Genomic DNA, 17481 nt, shown 5'->3' with positions numbered 1-17481 from the left:
ATGAGCCTCGACTGGGACAATCTCAAAACACCAGAGCAAGCTTTCTGGCGAAAGCTCGAGCCAGTGTTACTTGGAAACTTCATGGAACTTTTAGAAAAGGAGGTAGAAAACTATGAAGCGAAATAATTACCAGATAACACATAAGATATTATAAATAAAAAGACTTAAATAATTGAATCTCCATTATACATAGGGTGATAATACGAATAAATATTTCCTCACTTTATATTTCATAGTAATATTAGTGGCTGGCAACGGGGCTTTTGTAATTGCACAAAATCAGAACGACGCAATTGCTAAAATTAATGAAGCCTCAACTGCTCTTATGAATTACGAGTCTGGAAAAGATAGTATATGGCCTTGTTCGAAAAGATTCAATCATGAAGCACGATTAAATTTGCAATATTCATGGAATTATTTTAACAAAGGCGACTATAAAAATTCATTTTTTTATGCTCAATCATCTATCGTAGCAACTGAAACTGCAAAAATATATGCAGATACAGAATGCAAATGTCTTTATTCATACAATGAAAGAAGTTGTGGCAAATATGATGATGGGAATGGTCCGTGTGGCGGATTAGTCGCTGTTACTGCCGCAAGAAGTGGTTGTAATGACTGGTACTGTGACAGACCCGGATGTACTCAGTGTTATCAAGGCTACTGTTGTGGGCCCAATGGATGCTATCCAGATCCTGGATGTTACACAACAGATTGTAATCCCGATGGAGGAAACTTCCAACCTGGTGGAACAGGAACGACACCACAAGGGCGACCGACAGGACAAACTGGCAAATGATATCAAAAAAATTAAAAAATAAATAATTTATTTTCTTCTTTTTAAGTAGTATCCTACTAGAACTATAGCCGCACTAAGTGCACCAATTTCAAATCCTGGCGTATTTTTTGGCTGTGTTTCTATGGGATTTGACTCTTCTTTTGGAAGAAGTTGTTCCTTCGTCTCTTCTATCTTTTCAGGAGGGCCATATAATAAAAAATTGACACCTTTGTCTGATGTGTAGATTATATCTTTTTTACCATCACTGTTAATATCTGAAATCCCTAAATAGAATGCAGGAGAAGATAAAGTGATGCTCTTTTTAATTGAGCCATCGTTACCGTTAAGTATGTAGATCTTACCTTCGCCATAAGTATTAGAAGAATCCAACCATTTAGCTGAGGAAACTACTACTTCTAATTTCCCATCACCGTCTAAGTCATTAACTAATGCATCCATAGCATCCCCATCGCACTGATGCTGCCAAATTGCTTTAAGATCAGCATTTTCAAGATTAAATACTGATACAAAAGGATAATGGGAAATCATAATGAATTCAGTCTTTCCATCTTTATTTAAGTCGTCAAGTATGTATTTTTTCCATTCGAAGAAATCAGGCGCTGTTTTTACTATTTTACCATTTGCATTCAAAATTGCTTGCCCATGAACTATTATGATATCCGCACTGCCTAATACATTAGCAGCAAAAGCAGGGGACTTGGATCCTGTAAATTCATCCCATTTTAAAGTGCCCATATTAGTTAAGGCATATAAAACGCCATCGTCGGAAGAAGCTAAGACATCAAGTTTTCCGTCTTTATCAAAGTCCGTAACATATATGCTTTTGACTGCGCTTGTTGTTTCATAGTCCCATTTTATTCTTCCAAAATGATTAAGAACAATCACTTTACCAGAGGAAAATCTAAATGTTTGCTGATTTATTTCTCCAGTTCCTATAATAACGTCTGCAAGTCCATCTCCGTCAATGTCCTCAACATAAATAGAGTACAGCACTCCATCTGCAACATAGGACCATTTTTCAAATCCTGATAAATCAAATGCACGAAGCCTACCGTCAGTCGAACTAACCAATATTTCATCTTTTCCATCTTTATTTAAGTCGTATACAAACAAAGACGTTGGATTATCTACCAAAGCAAATGGAGAATTTGTATACTCTTCAGCAAAGATTAATCCTGATGATAAAACTAGTAAGGATGCAAGTAATACTGATATTATTTTTTTCATCCGCAAACCTCCATTACTTATAGAGGTATTAAATATATAAAAGTATCTAGAATTAAAGAAAGTTAAAATAATAAATTTAGAAAAGATTTACTTTTTCATTGATAATGTCTTCAGTTACCTGTCGAATGTTATCTAACCAATCTGATGCAATTCTCTGAATTTCCTTGTGGTCTTCATTTGAAACTTCATTCTCTGTTGAGACGTCACATGCAAGAGGATCATTTATCGGTTTTCCAATTTGGCTCAGTATTCTAACTTGAGTTTCACCAACGTTTGTGTTATTATATATATCTCGTGCAATGTATAAAGATAAGACATTATACAATTTACCAACGTGATTAACAGGATTCTTCCCTGCTGCAGCTTCCATTGACATTGGCTTGTAAGGGGTGATAAGTCCATTTGCTCTATTACCTCTTCCTACTGAACCATCATCACCATTTTCCATGGATGATCCTGTAACAGTAAGAAATGCACTTCCCCTCTCGACATCATCAGCAGTATTAATATAATACTCAACATCACAACTTCCAAACTTATCCTTAAGAACCTCTTTTATTTGTTCTTTGAATGTTGTGTATTCTTCAATATTTTCAACGTATTTGTCTACTGTTGCCAAAGCAATAGTAATCTTAGTATTGTCTCTTATTCTTGCACCCATAACTTTTATATCTCTGCCAATTGCAGGATATTGTTTGTTCATTTTGTCAGAGTTAAGATAATTTTCTACATCAAAAACTAATTGCTCAACTTTAGTGAACGGATAAAAAGAAACACCAAAAGAAGTATCATTCGATGAAGGGATAGAGTTTTTCCTACCAAAAACATCTTTTAGATCAGAGGATCCCTCTCCCATGAAAGATTCAATTCCTACTCTCATTTCTCCTCTGAATAATTCTTTAATGAATTTCTCAGTAGCTTCCTTTGCAATCTCATGAATCGGAACTATTTCGCCACCTACTCTCTGAGTTGCCCTGCCAGAAAGTATTATTAATGGGTCTTCTATTATTTCCCCCCCAGAAAATTTTGAAACTGCCTGTCCACCAACGACCTCTACCTGATCCGTATTATGGTGCATTATAGTTCCAAATTTTTTGATATAATACTTTGAGAGTTCATTGCTTACTTTTTGAGCTATTCCATCTGCAACAGAATCAGGGTGTCCAACACCTTTTCTTTCTACAAGTTCAAATTCGCCTTGTCTGATAACTTTCGGAGAAATGTATATGTTTTTCATAATAACCACTATAACATTTGTAAAATTTCAACTTTCGGTAAATTTATAAAACTATCGGGTTCTAACGTAAAAGAGTTATAGAATAATATTTTTAACTTAATACCAATACATTTTTAATAGTATTAATATAATCTAAAAAGAGGGATTATATGGAACTGGGAGAGTCAGAGATAGTCAAACTTAAAGTTGCTAGTGCAAGTCAACAAGATGTGGGCAGAGGAATAGTCAGGATAGATAAAAGATACCAGGATATGATTGGTATTAAACGAGGAGACATCGTTGAAATTTTTGGAAAAAGGAAGACTGCCGCCATAGTAGTTGATTCATATCCCGATGATAAAGACCTTGCCATTATACGAATGGATGGTTTAATCAGAAGGAATTCAAAAGCAAGTATGGGCGAGTACGTTGAAGTCAACAAAGTTGATGTTAAAGAAGCTGGAAGAGTGGTACTAGCTCCAACACAAAAAGGAGCTCAAATAGTTATTCCGGGGAATATTCTTCAAAGAAATATCTTAGGGAGGGCTTTAATAAAAGGAGATATAATAAGTGTAAATAGTCAATCAAGAATGAAAGAAACTGGGGACCCTCTTTTTGATAAAATGATTGGTAATCTTCTGGAGATGACGCCATTCTCTTTAGGAGAAATGAGATTTATTGTTGTTTCAACTAGCCCACAGGGAATTGTTAGAGTGTCAAGTGGAACAGAGATTGAAGTTAGAACCCAGTACAGTGAAGCTGAAGAAACTGAAATAGCAGGTATAACTTATGAAGATGTTGGAGGTCTTAAAGACAAAATTCAGATTGTTAGAGAAATAATTGAGCTCCCACTTAAACATCCAGAGATATTCGATAGATTAGGTATAAACCCTCCAAAAGGAGTCTTGCTTTATGGCCCCCCCGGTACTGGAAAAACGTTAATCGCAAAAGCGGTATCTTCCGAGTCACATGCACATTTTAAATCTATAAATGGTCCAGAGATAATGAGTAAGTTCTACGGTCAATCTGAAGAAAATCTAAGAAATATGTTTAAAGATGCTGAGGCAAATGCCCCGGCGATTATTTTCATCGATGAGATTGATGCAATTGCCCCCAAAAGAAGTGAAGTAACTGGAGAAGTAGAGAGGAGAGTAGTTGCTCAATTACTTGCTTTAATGGACGGGTTAAAATCAAGAGAAAAAATTATTGTTATTGCTGCAACAAATAGGATAAATGCAATTGATGAAGCTCTTAGAAGACCAGGTAGATTTGATCGAGAGATTGAAATAGGAGTTCCGGATAAAGGTGGAAGAAAAGAAGTTCTTCAAATTCATACAAGAGCTATGCCATTAACAGATGATGTAGATTTAAATGAGCTTGCTTCTAAAACACATGGGTTTGTTGGAGCAGACCTAGAAGCTTTATGTAAAGAAGCCGCTATGGCGTCTCTTCGGAGATTATTACCCGAGCTAAATCTGAGTGAAAATAGAGTTTCCGAAGAACTATTAGAAAAGATAAAGGTAACAAAAGAAGATTTTGATAATGCCCTGAAGAAGATAGAGCCCTCTGCAATGAGAGAAGTAATGGTAGTTACTCCCAATGTTAAATGGGACAATGTAGGCGGCCTAGACGAGATAAAAAGGGAGTTGATGGAAGCTATTGAATGGCCAATAAAACAGCCAGAAGCTTTCACCGGGATGGGAATAAGACCTCCAAAAGGAATTTTTCTTTATGGCCCTCCTGGGTGCGGGAAGACACTTTTAGCAAAGGCTGTTGCAGGCGAATCGGAGGCTAACTTTATTTCTATAAAAGGTCCTGAAATCTTAAGCAAATGGATTGGTGAAAGTGAAAAAGCCATGAGGGAAATATTTAGAAAAGCGAGACAAGCTGCTCCCACAGTAATATTTTTTGATGAAATTGATGCTATAGCTCCTAGAAGAGGTGGCGAGGAAGGTACAAGAGTTTCTGAAAGACTTGTAAATCAACTTCTAACAGAATTGGACGGATTGGAAGAATTGAGTCAAGTAGTTGTAATAGGCGCGACAAATAGGCCGGATATGGTAGATCCCGGTTTATTAAGACCCGGTAGATTTGATAAAATAATATTAATTCACGCACCAGATTTAAAAGCCCGAAAGAAAATCTTTGAGATACATACAAAGAATATGCCGCTAGAGAAAGATGTAAATCTTGATGAACTTGCTAAACTTACAGAAGATTATTCAGGGGCAGACATAGAAGCTATTTGCAGGGAAGCTGCTATGACTGCATTAAGGGAGGATATTAATTCTAAAATAGTAACAATAGAACAATTCATGAATGCCTTAAAACAGATATCGCCAAGTTTACCTGAAGAAGTAAGAAGAGAATACGATAAAAGAAAATATGAAAAATTGGGCCACATATATGGCTAATTAAATCTTTCTTTTTATTAAGAAATCAGAAAAAGCCTGTAGATATAATTTTGCTTCACTTTCTTTTAGCTCATTATCTATTTCATCCCAAGATTCGAGTACCAGTTTATTTGCAGTTTTTCTAGATAATTCAATGGCTCCAGTTTCTTTGATAAGATTGATAGCCTCTTCAATTAGTTTCTTCTCTTTAGTATGCGAGTTTAAAATTTTTATCAATCTATCTTTTTTTGCTTTTTCTAAATATAAAAACGAATAAATCACTGCAAGGCTTCTTTTGCCTTCACTTATATCATTCCCGTATGATTTTCCAAAAGCCTCTCTTTCTTTTTCAGTTGTTGCCAAATCTAATAAATCATCCTGAATTTGAAATGCTATCCCAATGCTCTCAGCAAATCTTCCAAATTTAATTTCTATTTCTTCGTCTTTTCCTGAGAGGGCAACTGCCATCCTTGCAGCCATTCTAGCTAGAGTTCCAGTCTTGAAAGCAGTCATTTGTAGATATTCATCAACACTTGGTTCCTTTTTTAGTATTCCTTTATGCCACGTTATATCTAAAGCCTGGCCATAGTGAAGATTTCTCATTTCCTCTAGATATATTGAATAAATGCGATAGAGAGTCTCAATTGAGATATTGTCTTTATTTTCTTCTACAACTTGTAAGGGTAAGAAATACATCGCGTTCCCACAGTTTATTGCTATATCTACGCCATATACTTTGTGAAGAGCAGGTTTACCTCGCCTAAGATCTGCATTATCTTCTATGTCATCAATAATAATGGTTCCATTGTGTGCGATTTCAGGTATAACTAAAAAATCACTTATTTTTTTCATGTTTGCTCCTAGTGCCTCAGATATCAAGAGAAAAAGAACAGGCCTCCATCTTTTTCCGCCGTATCCAAGAAAATCCCACAATGGTTTAGATATACCATAATTTAGAGCTTTATAATCAACTTTGTATCTTGATTTTGATTTGAAGTTTTCATTGTTTATATCTTTAGGAACATATCTTTCGATAGTATTTTCTATAAAGCCTTTCTTATCTTCAATGAATTTTATTATATCAACATCAGACATAAAAAAAATAGTCACATATGTTTTATATCTTTAATGTTAGAATAGAATATTAAGCGATTAAGGATATTCTTATATTTAGATTTGCATAATACCTTACCATGGAAGTGATGCATTGAAGGAGTTATTAAAGAAACTATCTGAAGCGCCCGGAGTTTCTGGTCATGAAAAAAGAATAAAAAAACTAATTATTGAAGAAATAAAAAATCATGTTGATGAAATAAGAGAAGATTCTATGGGCAATATAATTGCCATAAAGAAAGGTTCAGATAAATTTGGCGTAATGATCTCTGCGCACATGGACGAAATTGGATTCATGGTTAAATATATTGACGATAAGGGATTTATTTCTTTTGAGACAATAGGAGGGTTTGATCCAAGGAGTTTAGGTTCTCAGAGAGTTAAAATTCATTCTTCAAAAGCTGACATATTAGGGGTTATAGGGCTAAAACCCCCCCATATAACTTCGCAGGAAGAACGAGATAAAGCGTTAAAGATCGAAGATCTGAGGATAGACGTTGGAGTAAATTCAAAAGAAGAAGTTGAATCACTTGGAATTAAACCTGGCGATTCGATAACAAGAGATATTTCCTTTTCTGAATTGGGTAAAGAGAACATCGTAAGTTGTAAATCCTTTGACAACAGAGCTGGATGTGCAATATTGATTGAATTAATTAAAAAAATAAAAAATCCTGATTATACTTTTTATGGCGTATTTACCACCCAAGAGGAAGTTGGTTTAAGGGGTGCAAAAACTGCAGCTTATGGCATCGATATTGATTTTGCATTGATTATAGACTCTACAACAGCAGGGCCAATACCAAAAACAGAAACAGACAAAGTTACAATTAACATTGGCAAAGGGCCATCAATTAATTTAATGGACAGAGGATTCATTTTGAGTGAAAAAGTCAAAGATATCATATTGCAATCTACAATAGAAGCTAAAATACCTTACCAAAATCACATCTCTGGGGGAAGTACGGATGGTGCGGCCGTTCATATAATAAAAGAGGGCATTCCAACTGCCGTAATATCAATACCTTCAAAATACATACATTCTACAGTAGAAATATTAGATTTAAACGATCTTGATTATACCTTAAAATTAGCAATGAAAGTGTTGGAAATAGCAAAAAAAAATTATAAATAATATTTTATTTTCCTTTTGAGAACAAATATACTGATACGGAAGTAGTTATAATGCATACCATAGAAAGAATTGTCAAGTCTAAAGCCGGGCCCCTCTCAGAAACTCCTGTCATAACCCACCTCATAATATCTACACCATAAGAGAGTGGATTAATATTTACCACAACAGATAACCAAGATGGTAGATTAGAAATGGGAAAAATTGCACCACTTAATAGAAACATTGGCATAATTATGAAGTTAATTATTAGATTAAATCCTTCAAAAGATTCCATTCTAGCAGCTATTATTATGCCAATACCGGATATAGTGAAGGCTATAAAAAACATTAGCGGGACAACCATAATAAATTTTGTTAATGTTAAATTAATCCCAAGAAGAGGTGAGAAAATAAGAATTATCATGCCTTGGATAGTGCTTTTTGATGCACCACCAATTGACTTTCCAATAGCAATTGAGGTTCTGCTTATGGGTGCTACAAGCATTTCTTTTAGAAATCCAAACTGTCTATCCCATATGATAGATATAGCCGAAAACATTGATGAAAATAGAATAGTCATTACTAATATTCCTGGAAACATAAACTGAATATACTGAAGATCTCCAACTTTTCCGAATGCTGCACCTAATCCTGTTCCAAAAAGTAAAAGCCAAATCAACGGCTGAACTATTGAAGAAATTAATCTTGATCTATCTCGACCAAATTTTTTAATTTCTCTAAGCCATATGATATAAATTGCATTTAACATGTTATCTTCTTCCGTGTGAATTTCTCATTCTACTTATTCCATCTACAGTTTCTTCTCTTATCTGGCGCCCAGTTAATTTCAAAAAAACATCATTTAGGGTGGGTTTTCTAACATTAATTGATGTAATCTCATAATTTCTCAAAGCTCTAAATAATTTTGGAACAAAGTTTTCTCCATTTTCTGCGTAAAGGTAAATAGTATCATCTTTAATGTCTGGAAGAATAGAAAAACATGTCTGTATAACTTCCTTTGAACCTTCATTATCTGATGTTTTTAGTGTTATCAAGTCACCTTTAAGACTTTTTTTTAAATTGTCTGGAGTATCCAATGCGATTATTTTACCATGATCAATAATAGCAATTCTGTTACAGTTTTCAGCCTCTTCCATATAATGCGTTGTCAAAAAAATTGTTATACCTTTCTTTTCTTGTAATTCTCTAATATGTTCCCATATCTTATTTCTAGTTTGGGGATCAAGCCCGATAGTGGGCTCATCGAGGAAAAGGACTTTAGGGTGATGAAGTAAGCCTCTTGCTATTTCAAGCCTTCTTTTCATGCCTCCAGAATAATTTTTTGTAAGTTCATCTTTTTTTTCGTAAAGATCAACCATTTCAAGTAAGTCCATCATCCTCTTTTCTCTTTTATCCTTGGGTACATTGTACACCATTCCATGAAATCTAAGATTTTCTTCGCCTGTTAAATCCCCATCTAGAGACGGATCTTGGAATACAATTCCTATGGAATGTCTGACATTGTCTCTTTCATTTGCAACATTATACCCTGATATTTTTGCGTATCCTGATGTAGGTTCAAGAAGGGTGCAAAGGATACTTATTGTAGTGGTCTTACCCGCACCGTTTGGTCCTAAAAAGCCAAATATCTCCCCTTCAACTACTTCAAAGGAGATATTATCGACTGCGGTTTTATCACCAAATTTCCTTGTAAGATCTTTAATTTCAATAATACTCATCCAACACACCCCATTCAACGAAAGTTGTATTTACAACTAATTTATAAAAGTATCGTTGTATTCTTTATAGTATTTTAGGGGTCTAAATTTCTCATTTCTTGTCGCCTTTGACTTCTTTAATAAGATTCTGAGCTATTCTTGTTAGAAGCTTTTCAAGCATATCTTTTTCTTCGTTTGTTAGCCCCCCAAGCATAATCTTGTCTAATGATGAGAAAATAGCTTTGCGATTATTGATTAATTCTTTTCCCTTTAAAGTAATATAAACACGATACATTCTTTTGTCTTCAACATTTTTTTCTTTTGAGATATATCCACCCGTTAATAGTTTTTGAAGGGTTCTAGTTGTGGTTGTTTTATCCAGCCTTAATTCTCTAGAGAGATCCTCTTGGCATATACCCTCATTTTCATGGATACACATCAAAAAATGGAATGGCCCCCTACATATCTCGGTATCTTTTAGTTCTTCTTTCATGTATAGGTGGGAATACCTCATAATTTCTGAAAATTTTTTCCCTATGTTATTTTTTTTCGCGCTTAATCCCCCTATATGAGATAATAATTATCTTATGGCGCCTTTAGCAAGATCCTCTAAAATCGAAAGAGGATTTTTTGCTTTTGTAACTCCCGATGCCAGCAGAACTCCTTCGGCCCCTAGTTCAAGTGCCTTATTAACATCTTTTCCATTTTTTACGCCCGCTCCACATAGAACTTTCACATTAGGTGCAATATCTCTAATAATTTTAACAGTATTTTTAACAATTCCTGGATCGGCATCAGTAACAGATATATCGCCTCCGATTAACTCGGGTGGCTCAACAGCAATAAATGTGGGGTCAAACATCGCCACAGCTTTACTTACTGCTATATTATTAGTACAAACTACTGATATTAGTTCTAACTCCTTACATCTATTCACTATTGAATCTATATCTGCTATTTTTAATCTATTTTCAGAATGATTAATAAGGGTGCCAACAGCCTTTGATGCTTTGATACCTTCCAAGGTTGTTTTCCCAGTTCCGCTTCCTGGTTTGATATTGTCTGCATGCTGTGAAAATACGGGTATATCAACTTTTTCAGATATATATGACAAATCGACAATTTGAGGAGCGATTGATATATTAACTCCTGTTTTTTTAGATATTGTTTCACATATCCTTGCTAGTTCAAGTCCTCTAGACCCTGATATTTCATTATAAATCTTAAAATTAACAAGAATTATTGGTGTTTTCATTTTATCACAATTAATTAAGTTAAGAGTCTGTTTTTATTCTTTTGCATGAGACATCTATATAAAAAAATAACTTAAGACAACTATTACAACAAGACTTGGTAGCATATTTACCACTTTGAATTTCTTAATTTCGGCAATATTCATTCCAAGCCCTAAAAGTAGTATTCCTCCAACTGCACTGAGTTCAACGACAAGGGCATCGCTTAGGTAATTACTAACATAACTAGCGAATAATGTAATTCCGCCTTGATATATAAAGAGGGGAATAGCTGAGAACATCACCCCTATTCCCAAAGCAGAAGCCAATGCAATAGATGCAACTCCATCTAATACGGACTTTGCAAACAATAAGCTTGGGGGATTGCCAAGGCCTTCTTCTATAGATCCAAGTATAGCCATTGGGCCAATACAGTATATCAATGTAGCAGTAATAAAACCTTCAGAAAATTTATCACTTGAATTCTTAAGCTTATTTCTCAACTTTTCACTGAATCTCTCAAGATATTTTTCTATATCTATACTTTCTCCAATTACAGAACCAATAATAAGGCTAAACGCAACTACTAGTATATTATTTGTCTTTATTGCCATTGTAATTCCCAATGTAATTGTAAATAATCCTATAACTTGAAATATAATCTTATTTATCTTTTTTGGAAATCGTGATTTAATCAAAATACCCAGTATGCTACCCAGAATAATTGCAACGACGTTTACTATTGTTCCTAGCATGAAAAAAAATTAAAAAATTCACTTAAAAATCTATCTAATTTCTTTTTACATTCCCTATTTAAATAAAAACAACTGATAAATAGATGTTATTTATATGCAAAATATTGTCGATACGCGTATTTTAATCGTTGCCGAAAAGTTTAAATATATCTCTCTTTCTCATAATTAAAAGTCACGTAGAAGCAAACATTTATATAAAAAAACGACATAATAAACTATTGCTTTGAATTTTTAATTGAAGGGATATCATGGAATTAGATCAAAGATTACTATTTGATTTTCTTGAAGAGTTATTGGGCGAAGAAGGTGTTGAGGTTGCAAACATTATCTATGAAAAAGAAGCAACTGATGAAGAAATCTCTAAAGTTACTCATTTAAGGATTAATAACGTAAGGAGAGCACTATATAAGCTCTATGACAATAGGCTTGCTACATATAGAAGGATAAAAGATAAAGAAACTGGTTGGTATATTTATTATTGGAAAATGGACCTTTCAAAAGCACCAGAAGTAATCGAAAAGAGAGAGAAAGACTATTCCGAACATCTTGAAGAATTACTAGAATATGAACAAGATAATATGTTTTTTGCGTGCAAAAATAACTGTTCTAAGGTCCCATTTGATGTCGCAGAGCAACTTAGTTTTAAATGTAATATCTGTGGAGAAAAACTAGATTTCTTTGACAACTCTGAAATGATAAAAGAACTAGAAGAAGCTTTGGAAAAATTCAAAAAAGTTGAAGCCAACTAAAGATCGTCATGATATCTAAAGAAGAAGCAATATCACTACTAAGAACTGAAGGTTGTTCTGAAAAAATTATAAGCCACTGTATAAATGTTTCTAAGTATGCTAAAGAGATAGGTGAAAAAGCTTCTAAAGATTTTGAACTAGATATAAATCTAATTGAAATAGGTGGACTTTTGCACGATATAGGGAGATCAAAAATAAATGGCATATATCATGGAGTAATTGGCGCAGAAATTATCAGGAATAAAGGTATAGATGAGAAGATTGCTTTGATATGCGAAAGGCATATTGGGTCTGGAATCGACAAAAGAGATGCAGATAAATTCGGTTTACCAAATAACAATTACATACCTGAAACCATAGAAGAGAGAATAGTGTGCCACGCAGATAATTTTTTTATTAATGGTGTACAAGTTAACTTTGAAAAAGTATTTCAAAGATTTATAATAGAATTGGGGGAGGGTCATTCTTCAATCCAAAGATTGTTGGCACTTCAGAAAGATCTTCAAAAGTATCTTTAATCTCTTTTATATATAGCTTCAAAGTATATTAAACCTTATCATAATCCTTATATAGTTTTTCTATACCTGTATTATTGGAGGCGATATACATGGAAAAGGAAATAATCTATGGTATCGTAGCAATTATCTTAGCACTAGGTTTGGTGACAGTTGCAGTATTAAAGCCCGCAACACAAGGGCAATATAGCCAGTTACAAGTAACTGGAACTGCATTAATTAAAGAAGCGCCAGATCAAGCTATAATATATGTATATATTGAAACAAGAAACGATACAGCTTTGCTGTCGCAGCAAGAAGCTTCAAGAATATTAGGCCAAGTGATACAGGCTTTAGAAAAGGAGGGCATACCTTCCGACAAAATCCAAACAGATACATTCAGCATATACCCTGAATATTATTACCCAAGGGATAGCGAACCAACTTTGTTAGGTTATAGGGCAGTTTACGGTTTAAAAGTAATAACTACCGACACAAGTAAAGTTGGAAATGTAGTTGACGCATCTATTAAAGCAGGTGCTAACAGAATAAACAACATTGAATTCGGCCTAAGCGACGCAAAAATGCAAGAAGTCAAAATAAAAATTATTAAAGAAGCAGTCAAAGTAGCTCAAGTTAAAGCAAACGCTATGGCAGAAGCAGGCAACTTTAAACTTGGAAAGATTACTTATATGAACGAGTCTTCATACAACATAGTTCCATACAATAGAGTCTTTTCAGCAGTCAAGGACGAAGCTACATCTGTCCCACCAGAAGATGTAGAGATAAGTGCTACAGTGTCTATAACCTATAAAATTTAATTTTAATTTTATTTAATATTTTTAATAATCCTTATTATAAATCCTCATTTTTAGTAAAAGCTTTTATAGTAATTCCTAGTAATAAATTTGGTGAGGATTATGGATGAACTAGATAAAAAGATAATATCAGAACTCAATAAAGACTCACGGCTTTCTTTTAGAGAATTATCAAAGAATCTTAACATTGCAGTAGGAACTATTTCTCACAGAATTAAAAAGATGGAAGATGAAGGTATTATTAAAGGTTATATTCCAGTTGTTGAACCATCAAAGGCTGGTTACGATTTTGTTGCAGTGATTAATGTTACGATAAAGAGAGGCAAACTACAGGATGTTGCATCCCTTCTTGATAAATTCAATAACATAGTTTCTATCTATAACGTAACGGGAAACTATGATGCAGTTATCATTGCCCGATTTAGGAATAGAGGGCAGCTCAATAATTTCGTAAAAGAGCTGCAAACATTTGAGAATGTAGATAAAACCAACACTTCACTCGTATTAAACACGATTAAAGAAGATATTCGAGTGAAATTTGATTAAAAATGATATCATGAACAAACTAGGGATAACAGCTTTTGTTTCTTTGCCCGATATTTTTACAATTATAAATGGAATCTTAGGCTTTTCGGCCATATATTTTATAATTGTTGGGGATCTATTTATTGCTTCTAAGATAGTCTTCTTTTGTATATTTTTTGATAGTTTTGATGGATTTTTGGCTAGGAAAAAGAATAATTGTGACGAGTTTGGCAAGTCACTAGATTCATTGTCGGATATAATCTCTTTTGGGATAGTTCCGGCTTATATTTTTATTAGCTCTGGAAATAATAGTATTTTAAGTTTATTTTTAGGTGCGATCTATGTTATATTTGGGTTATTGAGACTTTCAAGATTCAATGCCTTAGATTCAGAAGAATATTTTGGCCTCCCTATAACTCTTGGGGCGATCTTTGTTATTTTACTTTTTCTCTCAAAAATTCCTTTTTATTTATTTTCTATTTTATTAATTCTGACATCAGTCCTTTTCATTTCAAATTTTAGTATTGCTAGACCCTCAAAGAATGGAAAATCATTAGTAGCATTTAGCTTAATATTTGTCCTTGTCTCTCTAATACCCACACCAGAGATAATAATAGTTTCAAGAGCATTACTAATTTTATTGCCCTGTATTTTTACAGCATATGTAATTAAATGTCGCTAATTTTAAATCTTAAAATTGCTCCAATTCCCCCAATACCTTCAAGTTTTTTACCAGCATCATGTTCACTTGAAATTACATGTATTATGGCTTTTTGTTCTCTGGATTTTTCAGTTATTATTTCAAACTCTGCTATTCTAAGAAAATGATCAACTATAAGGAGCTCATTAACGGCCCCATATTCCAATGCGCTTTCAATAGCTTTAATCCCATATACTCCATCATTTTTAATTATAGCTTCAAATAACCTTTCCACCGCATTAGTTTCAAGGGATATTCTAAGATCTTTTTGGGCTTTTTCCAATATGCCTCTTTTTATACATTCGTAAACCCCTGCCCTGCCACCAGTTGACACATTTTCAGTTACAATATTGTTTATTATCTCGGATTTGTATTCTTTGACAAAATTCATGAATTCCTCTTTGTAGAACCCGGGTCCTGCAACAATGACGGTCTTTAGATTATATTTTTGAATCATTTCTAAAATCTTAGAAGAAGTTTCTGCAAAAAATTCTCGTTTATCTTTGTCTCTAGAGGATATTTCATGTTTTCCAGCTATACTTCTTGAAACAGAAACTGGAAAATCTACACCATATTGAGCAATTATGCCAAAGTCAGCGTCTCCTTCTTCAATGCACACTATCAAAATTTTTGGGGTTAGTGTATCCTTTATTGCCCTATCAATTCTTTCTAGTTGATAGGATTTCCATTTTTTAGTCAGAGTCAGTGTAGAGCCTTCTTCTATGTTGAAAGTATGGTGACTTCCAGACTCTTCCCCTTGGGTTATGATCCCAGTTACCCTGAGTCTCATGACATCTTTAGAGAACTCTATTTTTTCTACCATAATCTCTAGTTTTACAGGAATCCGTTCAAGTTTCTCACTTCTTATCTTGTCACCTTTTTTCATTTCCTTTCGATAAGTTTTACCGAAAAGTAAATCTCCACTTTCTATTATATGAGATAGGTGCCAAAGATCGTCGGCATTATCCGCCCTTATCTTCAATATCCCTTTGTCAAGTTCTCTATGGATTATTTTCATTTAATCTCTTTCTACAATAATAGTTTCCCCGTCTTTTACTAGATTTAAGTTATCTAATGGGCCATCAATTTTACCAAAAACATTAACTGTACTTGCTGGCCTAATTTCCCTCTCTAAGGAAGCGGGAGTTTTTCCAAAGAATATACAGAATGCGTCTCCTTGTGGCCAAAATGCCAAATCTCCTTTATTAACGATTTCTTTTGGATTTTCATAATCAACATGGACGGGAATTGAGAAATATATTTCTCCCCCCCACCTAAATCCTTTGGCTTTGAATGGAAGTGATTCGTGGATAGCCTTTGCAGTTTGAGATTCATCCAATATAGCTTTAAACTCAAATTTATCAGTTTTAATTTTTATTTGCATAGAATGTAATTAGATGTAGAAGATTTAAAATTTTCCTTTTCTATGTTTGGATTTTTCAAATTTCTTTTTTGGCTTGTATTCGAATTTCCGTGCCATCTGTCGTTCTTTTTCTTTTTTTGGTGGTGCATTAGGATACTTTCTTTCAATTTCTGATATTCTTTTCAATAAATCATTTCTGAGTTTATCCCCTATGAATTCTCCCCCTTCGTTATCAACTCTAGCCGCGATAGCTATTTTTGAAGCTAGAGTTCTTGCAATTTTTCCTTTCTGCCACCAAGGAGCTTTGCCAATTTCTGGATTTTGGAGTATTATTCCATATTTGGGGGGATCAGCACCAGTTTTTAGATGTCTGAAGAGTGCCTTTTCTGCGCCCATTAACTGTATAGTTGACGAAGGTTTAACTGATAAATTTTTAAGTCCACCTGCATGAGAGATTAGTTTTGCAGTGATAATTGGAGTTGCCACTTCAGAAGTATTTGGCGCGACTTGATTTACTAGATTTGTAATATATATTTCCAGAATTTCCTTCTTTTTATACAAAATATCAATCAGATCTGCAATTTCTTTTATTTGAGAGATATCCTCACTGGCCAAAACAACACCAAGAGACCTCTCAATTGTTTCATCTGTAAGCGTTGAGTTATAGGATAGTAAATTCTTTTTTTCTAGATATTTTGACTTATCTCCAATCTTGATAATGAACTCAATGAGATTTTTGTTTTCAGGGATAGCAGCGACTGCTTCAGGAAAATGAATGGAGTACCATTCTCTAATTCTTTCGAGAAATAGATTAATTGTTTCATCAAATTCGTTGAGCGAATAGACTGCATGGGTTATAAGTTTGTCTTTCTCGCCCAATAGGCTTGTTACCTTTATTCTGGCCAACTCTTGAAGAATGGATTTTTGTTTTTTTCTGTACTCATCTTCATTTATCGATGCTTTGTCCAAGATATCCATGTAATTTTCTCTGAATGAGCGCCCGCCTTCATTTGGAAAGATGAATTGGAATGTACCCTTATCCTTAAATTCATATTCAGAAATTAAAGATAGATCGGGATTTCTTTCCAATATTTTTTTTAACTCAAACGGAATTTTGCCGTTTTCAAGTTTAATCATTGATTTAACTGAAGATTTTGTACCTTTAGAAAAAGCTTCATAATCATTAATCTTACCTTTATTATCAACAAGGTAAATGCCATTTACGTTCACACAAACAAACATATATCCACTATACATTGAATATGTCA

The 17481-nt window shown here is 33.9% G+C and carries 19 protein-coding genes; 8 read left to right on the top strand and 11 right to left on the bottom strand.

The features are described from left to right. The first annotated feature begins 244 nt into the window (after positions 1–244). Positions 245–799 (top strand): hypothetical protein, encoded by a 555-nt coding sequence (locus tag KO464_03070; protein ID MCC7572351.1) that lies wholly within the window; start codon positions 245–247, stop codon positions 797–799. A gap of 27 nt (positions 800–826) precedes the next feature. On the opposite strand, the gene KO464_03065 is transcribed toward KO464_03070, so the two are convergent. Continuing rightward, a complete protein-coding gene (locus KO464_03065) occupies positions 827–2026 on the bottom strand; it encodes a VCBS repeat-containing protein (protein ID MCC7572350.1) in 1200 nt (399 codons plus the stop codon). A gap of 76 nt (positions 2027–2102) precedes the next feature. Continuing rightward, entirely contained in the window at positions 2103–3263 is a 1161-nt protein-coding gene (locus KO464_03060) for a methionine adenosyltransferase (GenBank protein ID MCC7572349.1), read from the bottom strand. Positions 3264–3412: 149 nt separating this feature from the next. On the opposite strand from KO464_03060, the gene KO464_03055 reads away from it, so the two are divergent. Beyond that, positions 3413–5656, top strand: coding sequence for a CDC48 family AAA ATPase (locus tag KO464_03055; protein MCC7572348.1), 2244 nt, complete (start codon positions 3413–3415; stop codon positions 5654–5656). Here KO464_03055 and KO464_03050 read toward each other — a convergent pair whose 3' ends face one another. After that, a complete protein-coding gene (locus KO464_03050) occupies positions 5657–6730 on the bottom strand; it encodes a polyprenyl synthetase family protein (protein MCC7572347.1) in 1074 nt (357 codons plus the stop codon). 112 nt (positions 6731–6842) lie between these two features. On the opposite strand from KO464_03050, the gene KO464_03045 reads away from it, so the two are divergent. Next, positions 6843–7880, top strand: coding sequence for a M42 family metallopeptidase (locus KO464_03045; protein ID MCC7572346.1), 1038 nt, complete (start codon positions 6843–6845; stop codon positions 7878–7880). Between the two features lie 4 nt (positions 7881–7884). On the opposite strand, the gene KO464_03040 is transcribed toward KO464_03045, so the two are convergent. From KO464_03040 to KO464_03020, 5 genes are all read right to left on the bottom strand, one after another. Beyond that, positions 7885–8628 carry an ABC transporter permease gene (locus KO464_03040; GenBank protein MCC7572345.1) on the bottom strand — a complete coding sequence of 248 codons (744 nt, stop codon included), beginning with the start codon at positions 8626–8628 and terminating at the stop codon, positions 7885–7887. A gap of 1 nt (position 8629) precedes the next feature. Beyond that, positions 8630–9598 carry an ATP-binding cassette domain-containing protein gene (locus KO464_03035; GenBank protein ID MCC7572344.1) on the bottom strand — a complete coding sequence of 323 codons (969 nt, stop codon included), beginning with the start codon at positions 9596–9598 and terminating at the stop codon, positions 8630–8632. Positions 9599–9689: 91 nt separating this feature from the next. Then, positions 9690–10070, bottom strand: a complete 381-nt coding sequence (locus KO464_03030; protein ID MCC7572343.1) for a MarR family transcriptional regulator — start codon at positions 10068–10070, stop codon at positions 9690–9692. Between the two features lie 87 nt (positions 10071–10157). Further along, positions 10158–10832 carry a triose-phosphate isomerase gene (tpiA, locus tag KO464_03025; GenBank protein ID MCC7572342.1) on the bottom strand — a complete coding sequence of 225 codons (675 nt, stop codon included), beginning with the start codon at positions 10830–10832 and terminating at the stop codon, positions 10158–10160. A gap of 54 nt (positions 10833–10886) precedes the next feature. Continuing rightward, positions 10887–11564, bottom strand: coding sequence for a DUF554 domain-containing protein (locus tag KO464_03020; GenBank protein MCC7572341.1), 678 nt, complete (start codon positions 11562–11564; stop codon positions 10887–10889). Between the two features lie 248 nt (positions 11565–11812). Between KO464_03020 and tfe the strand changes: the two genes are divergently transcribed. From tfe to pssA, 5 genes are all read left to right on the top strand, one after another. Beyond that, on the top strand, positions 11813–12313 hold the full coding sequence (tfe, locus tag KO464_03015) for a transcription factor E (protein MCC7572340.1): 501 nt from the start codon (positions 11813–11815) through the stop codon (positions 12311–12313). Positions 12314–12321: 8 nt separating this feature from the next. Continuing rightward, positions 12322–12831: an HD domain-containing protein gene (locus KO464_03010; protein ID MCC7572339.1), complete on the top strand. Its 510-nt coding sequence runs from the start codon at positions 12322–12324 to the stop codon at positions 12829–12831. 89 nt (positions 12832–12920) lie between these two features. Then, entirely contained in the window at positions 12921–13628 is a 708-nt protein-coding gene (locus KO464_03005; protein ID MCC7572338.1) for an SIMPL domain-containing protein, read from the top strand. Between the two features lie 99 nt (positions 13629–13727). Beyond that, a complete protein-coding gene (locus KO464_03000) occupies positions 13728–14171 on the top strand; it encodes an Lrp/AsnC family transcriptional regulator (GenBank protein ID MCC7572337.1) in 444 nt (147 codons plus the stop codon). Positions 14172–14181: 10 nt separating this feature from the next. Beyond that, positions 14182–14832: a CDP-diacylglycerol--serine O-phosphatidyltransferase gene (pssA, locus tag KO464_02995; GenBank protein ID MCC7572336.1), complete on the top strand. Its 651-nt coding sequence runs from the start codon at positions 14182–14184 to the stop codon at positions 14830–14832. Here pssA and KO464_02990 read toward each other — a convergent pair. From KO464_02990 to KO464_02980, 3 genes are read right to left on the bottom strand one after another with little or no spacing between them, the layout of a single operon-like run. Continuing rightward, positions 14819–15868: an mRNA surveillance protein pelota gene (locus tag KO464_02990; protein ID MCC7572335.1), complete on the bottom strand. Its 1050-nt coding sequence runs from the start codon at positions 15866–15868 to the stop codon at positions 14819–14821. The two genes, pssA and KO464_02990, sit on opposite strands and share 14 nt — an antisense overlap. After that, positions 15869–16234: a hypothetical protein gene (locus KO464_02985; protein MCC7572334.1), complete on the bottom strand. Its 366-nt coding sequence runs from the start codon at positions 16232–16234 to the stop codon at positions 15869–15871. A 24-nt stretch (positions 16235–16258) separates the two neighbouring features. Then, positions 16259–17455: a hypothetical protein gene (locus KO464_02980; GenBank protein MCC7572333.1), complete on the bottom strand. Its 1197-nt coding sequence runs from the start codon at positions 17453–17455 to the stop codon at positions 16259–16261. Between the last annotated feature and the right edge of the window lie 26 nt (positions 17456–17481).

Origin of the sequence: Methanofastidiosum sp. (genome assembly GCA_020854815.1) — an archaeon.
In the GTDB taxonomy this organism is placed as follows: Archaea; Methanobacteriota_B; Thermococci; order Methanofastidiosales; family Methanofastidiosaceae; genus Methanofastidiosum.
This window is presented reverse-complemented; position numbering and strand designations above follow the sequence as displayed.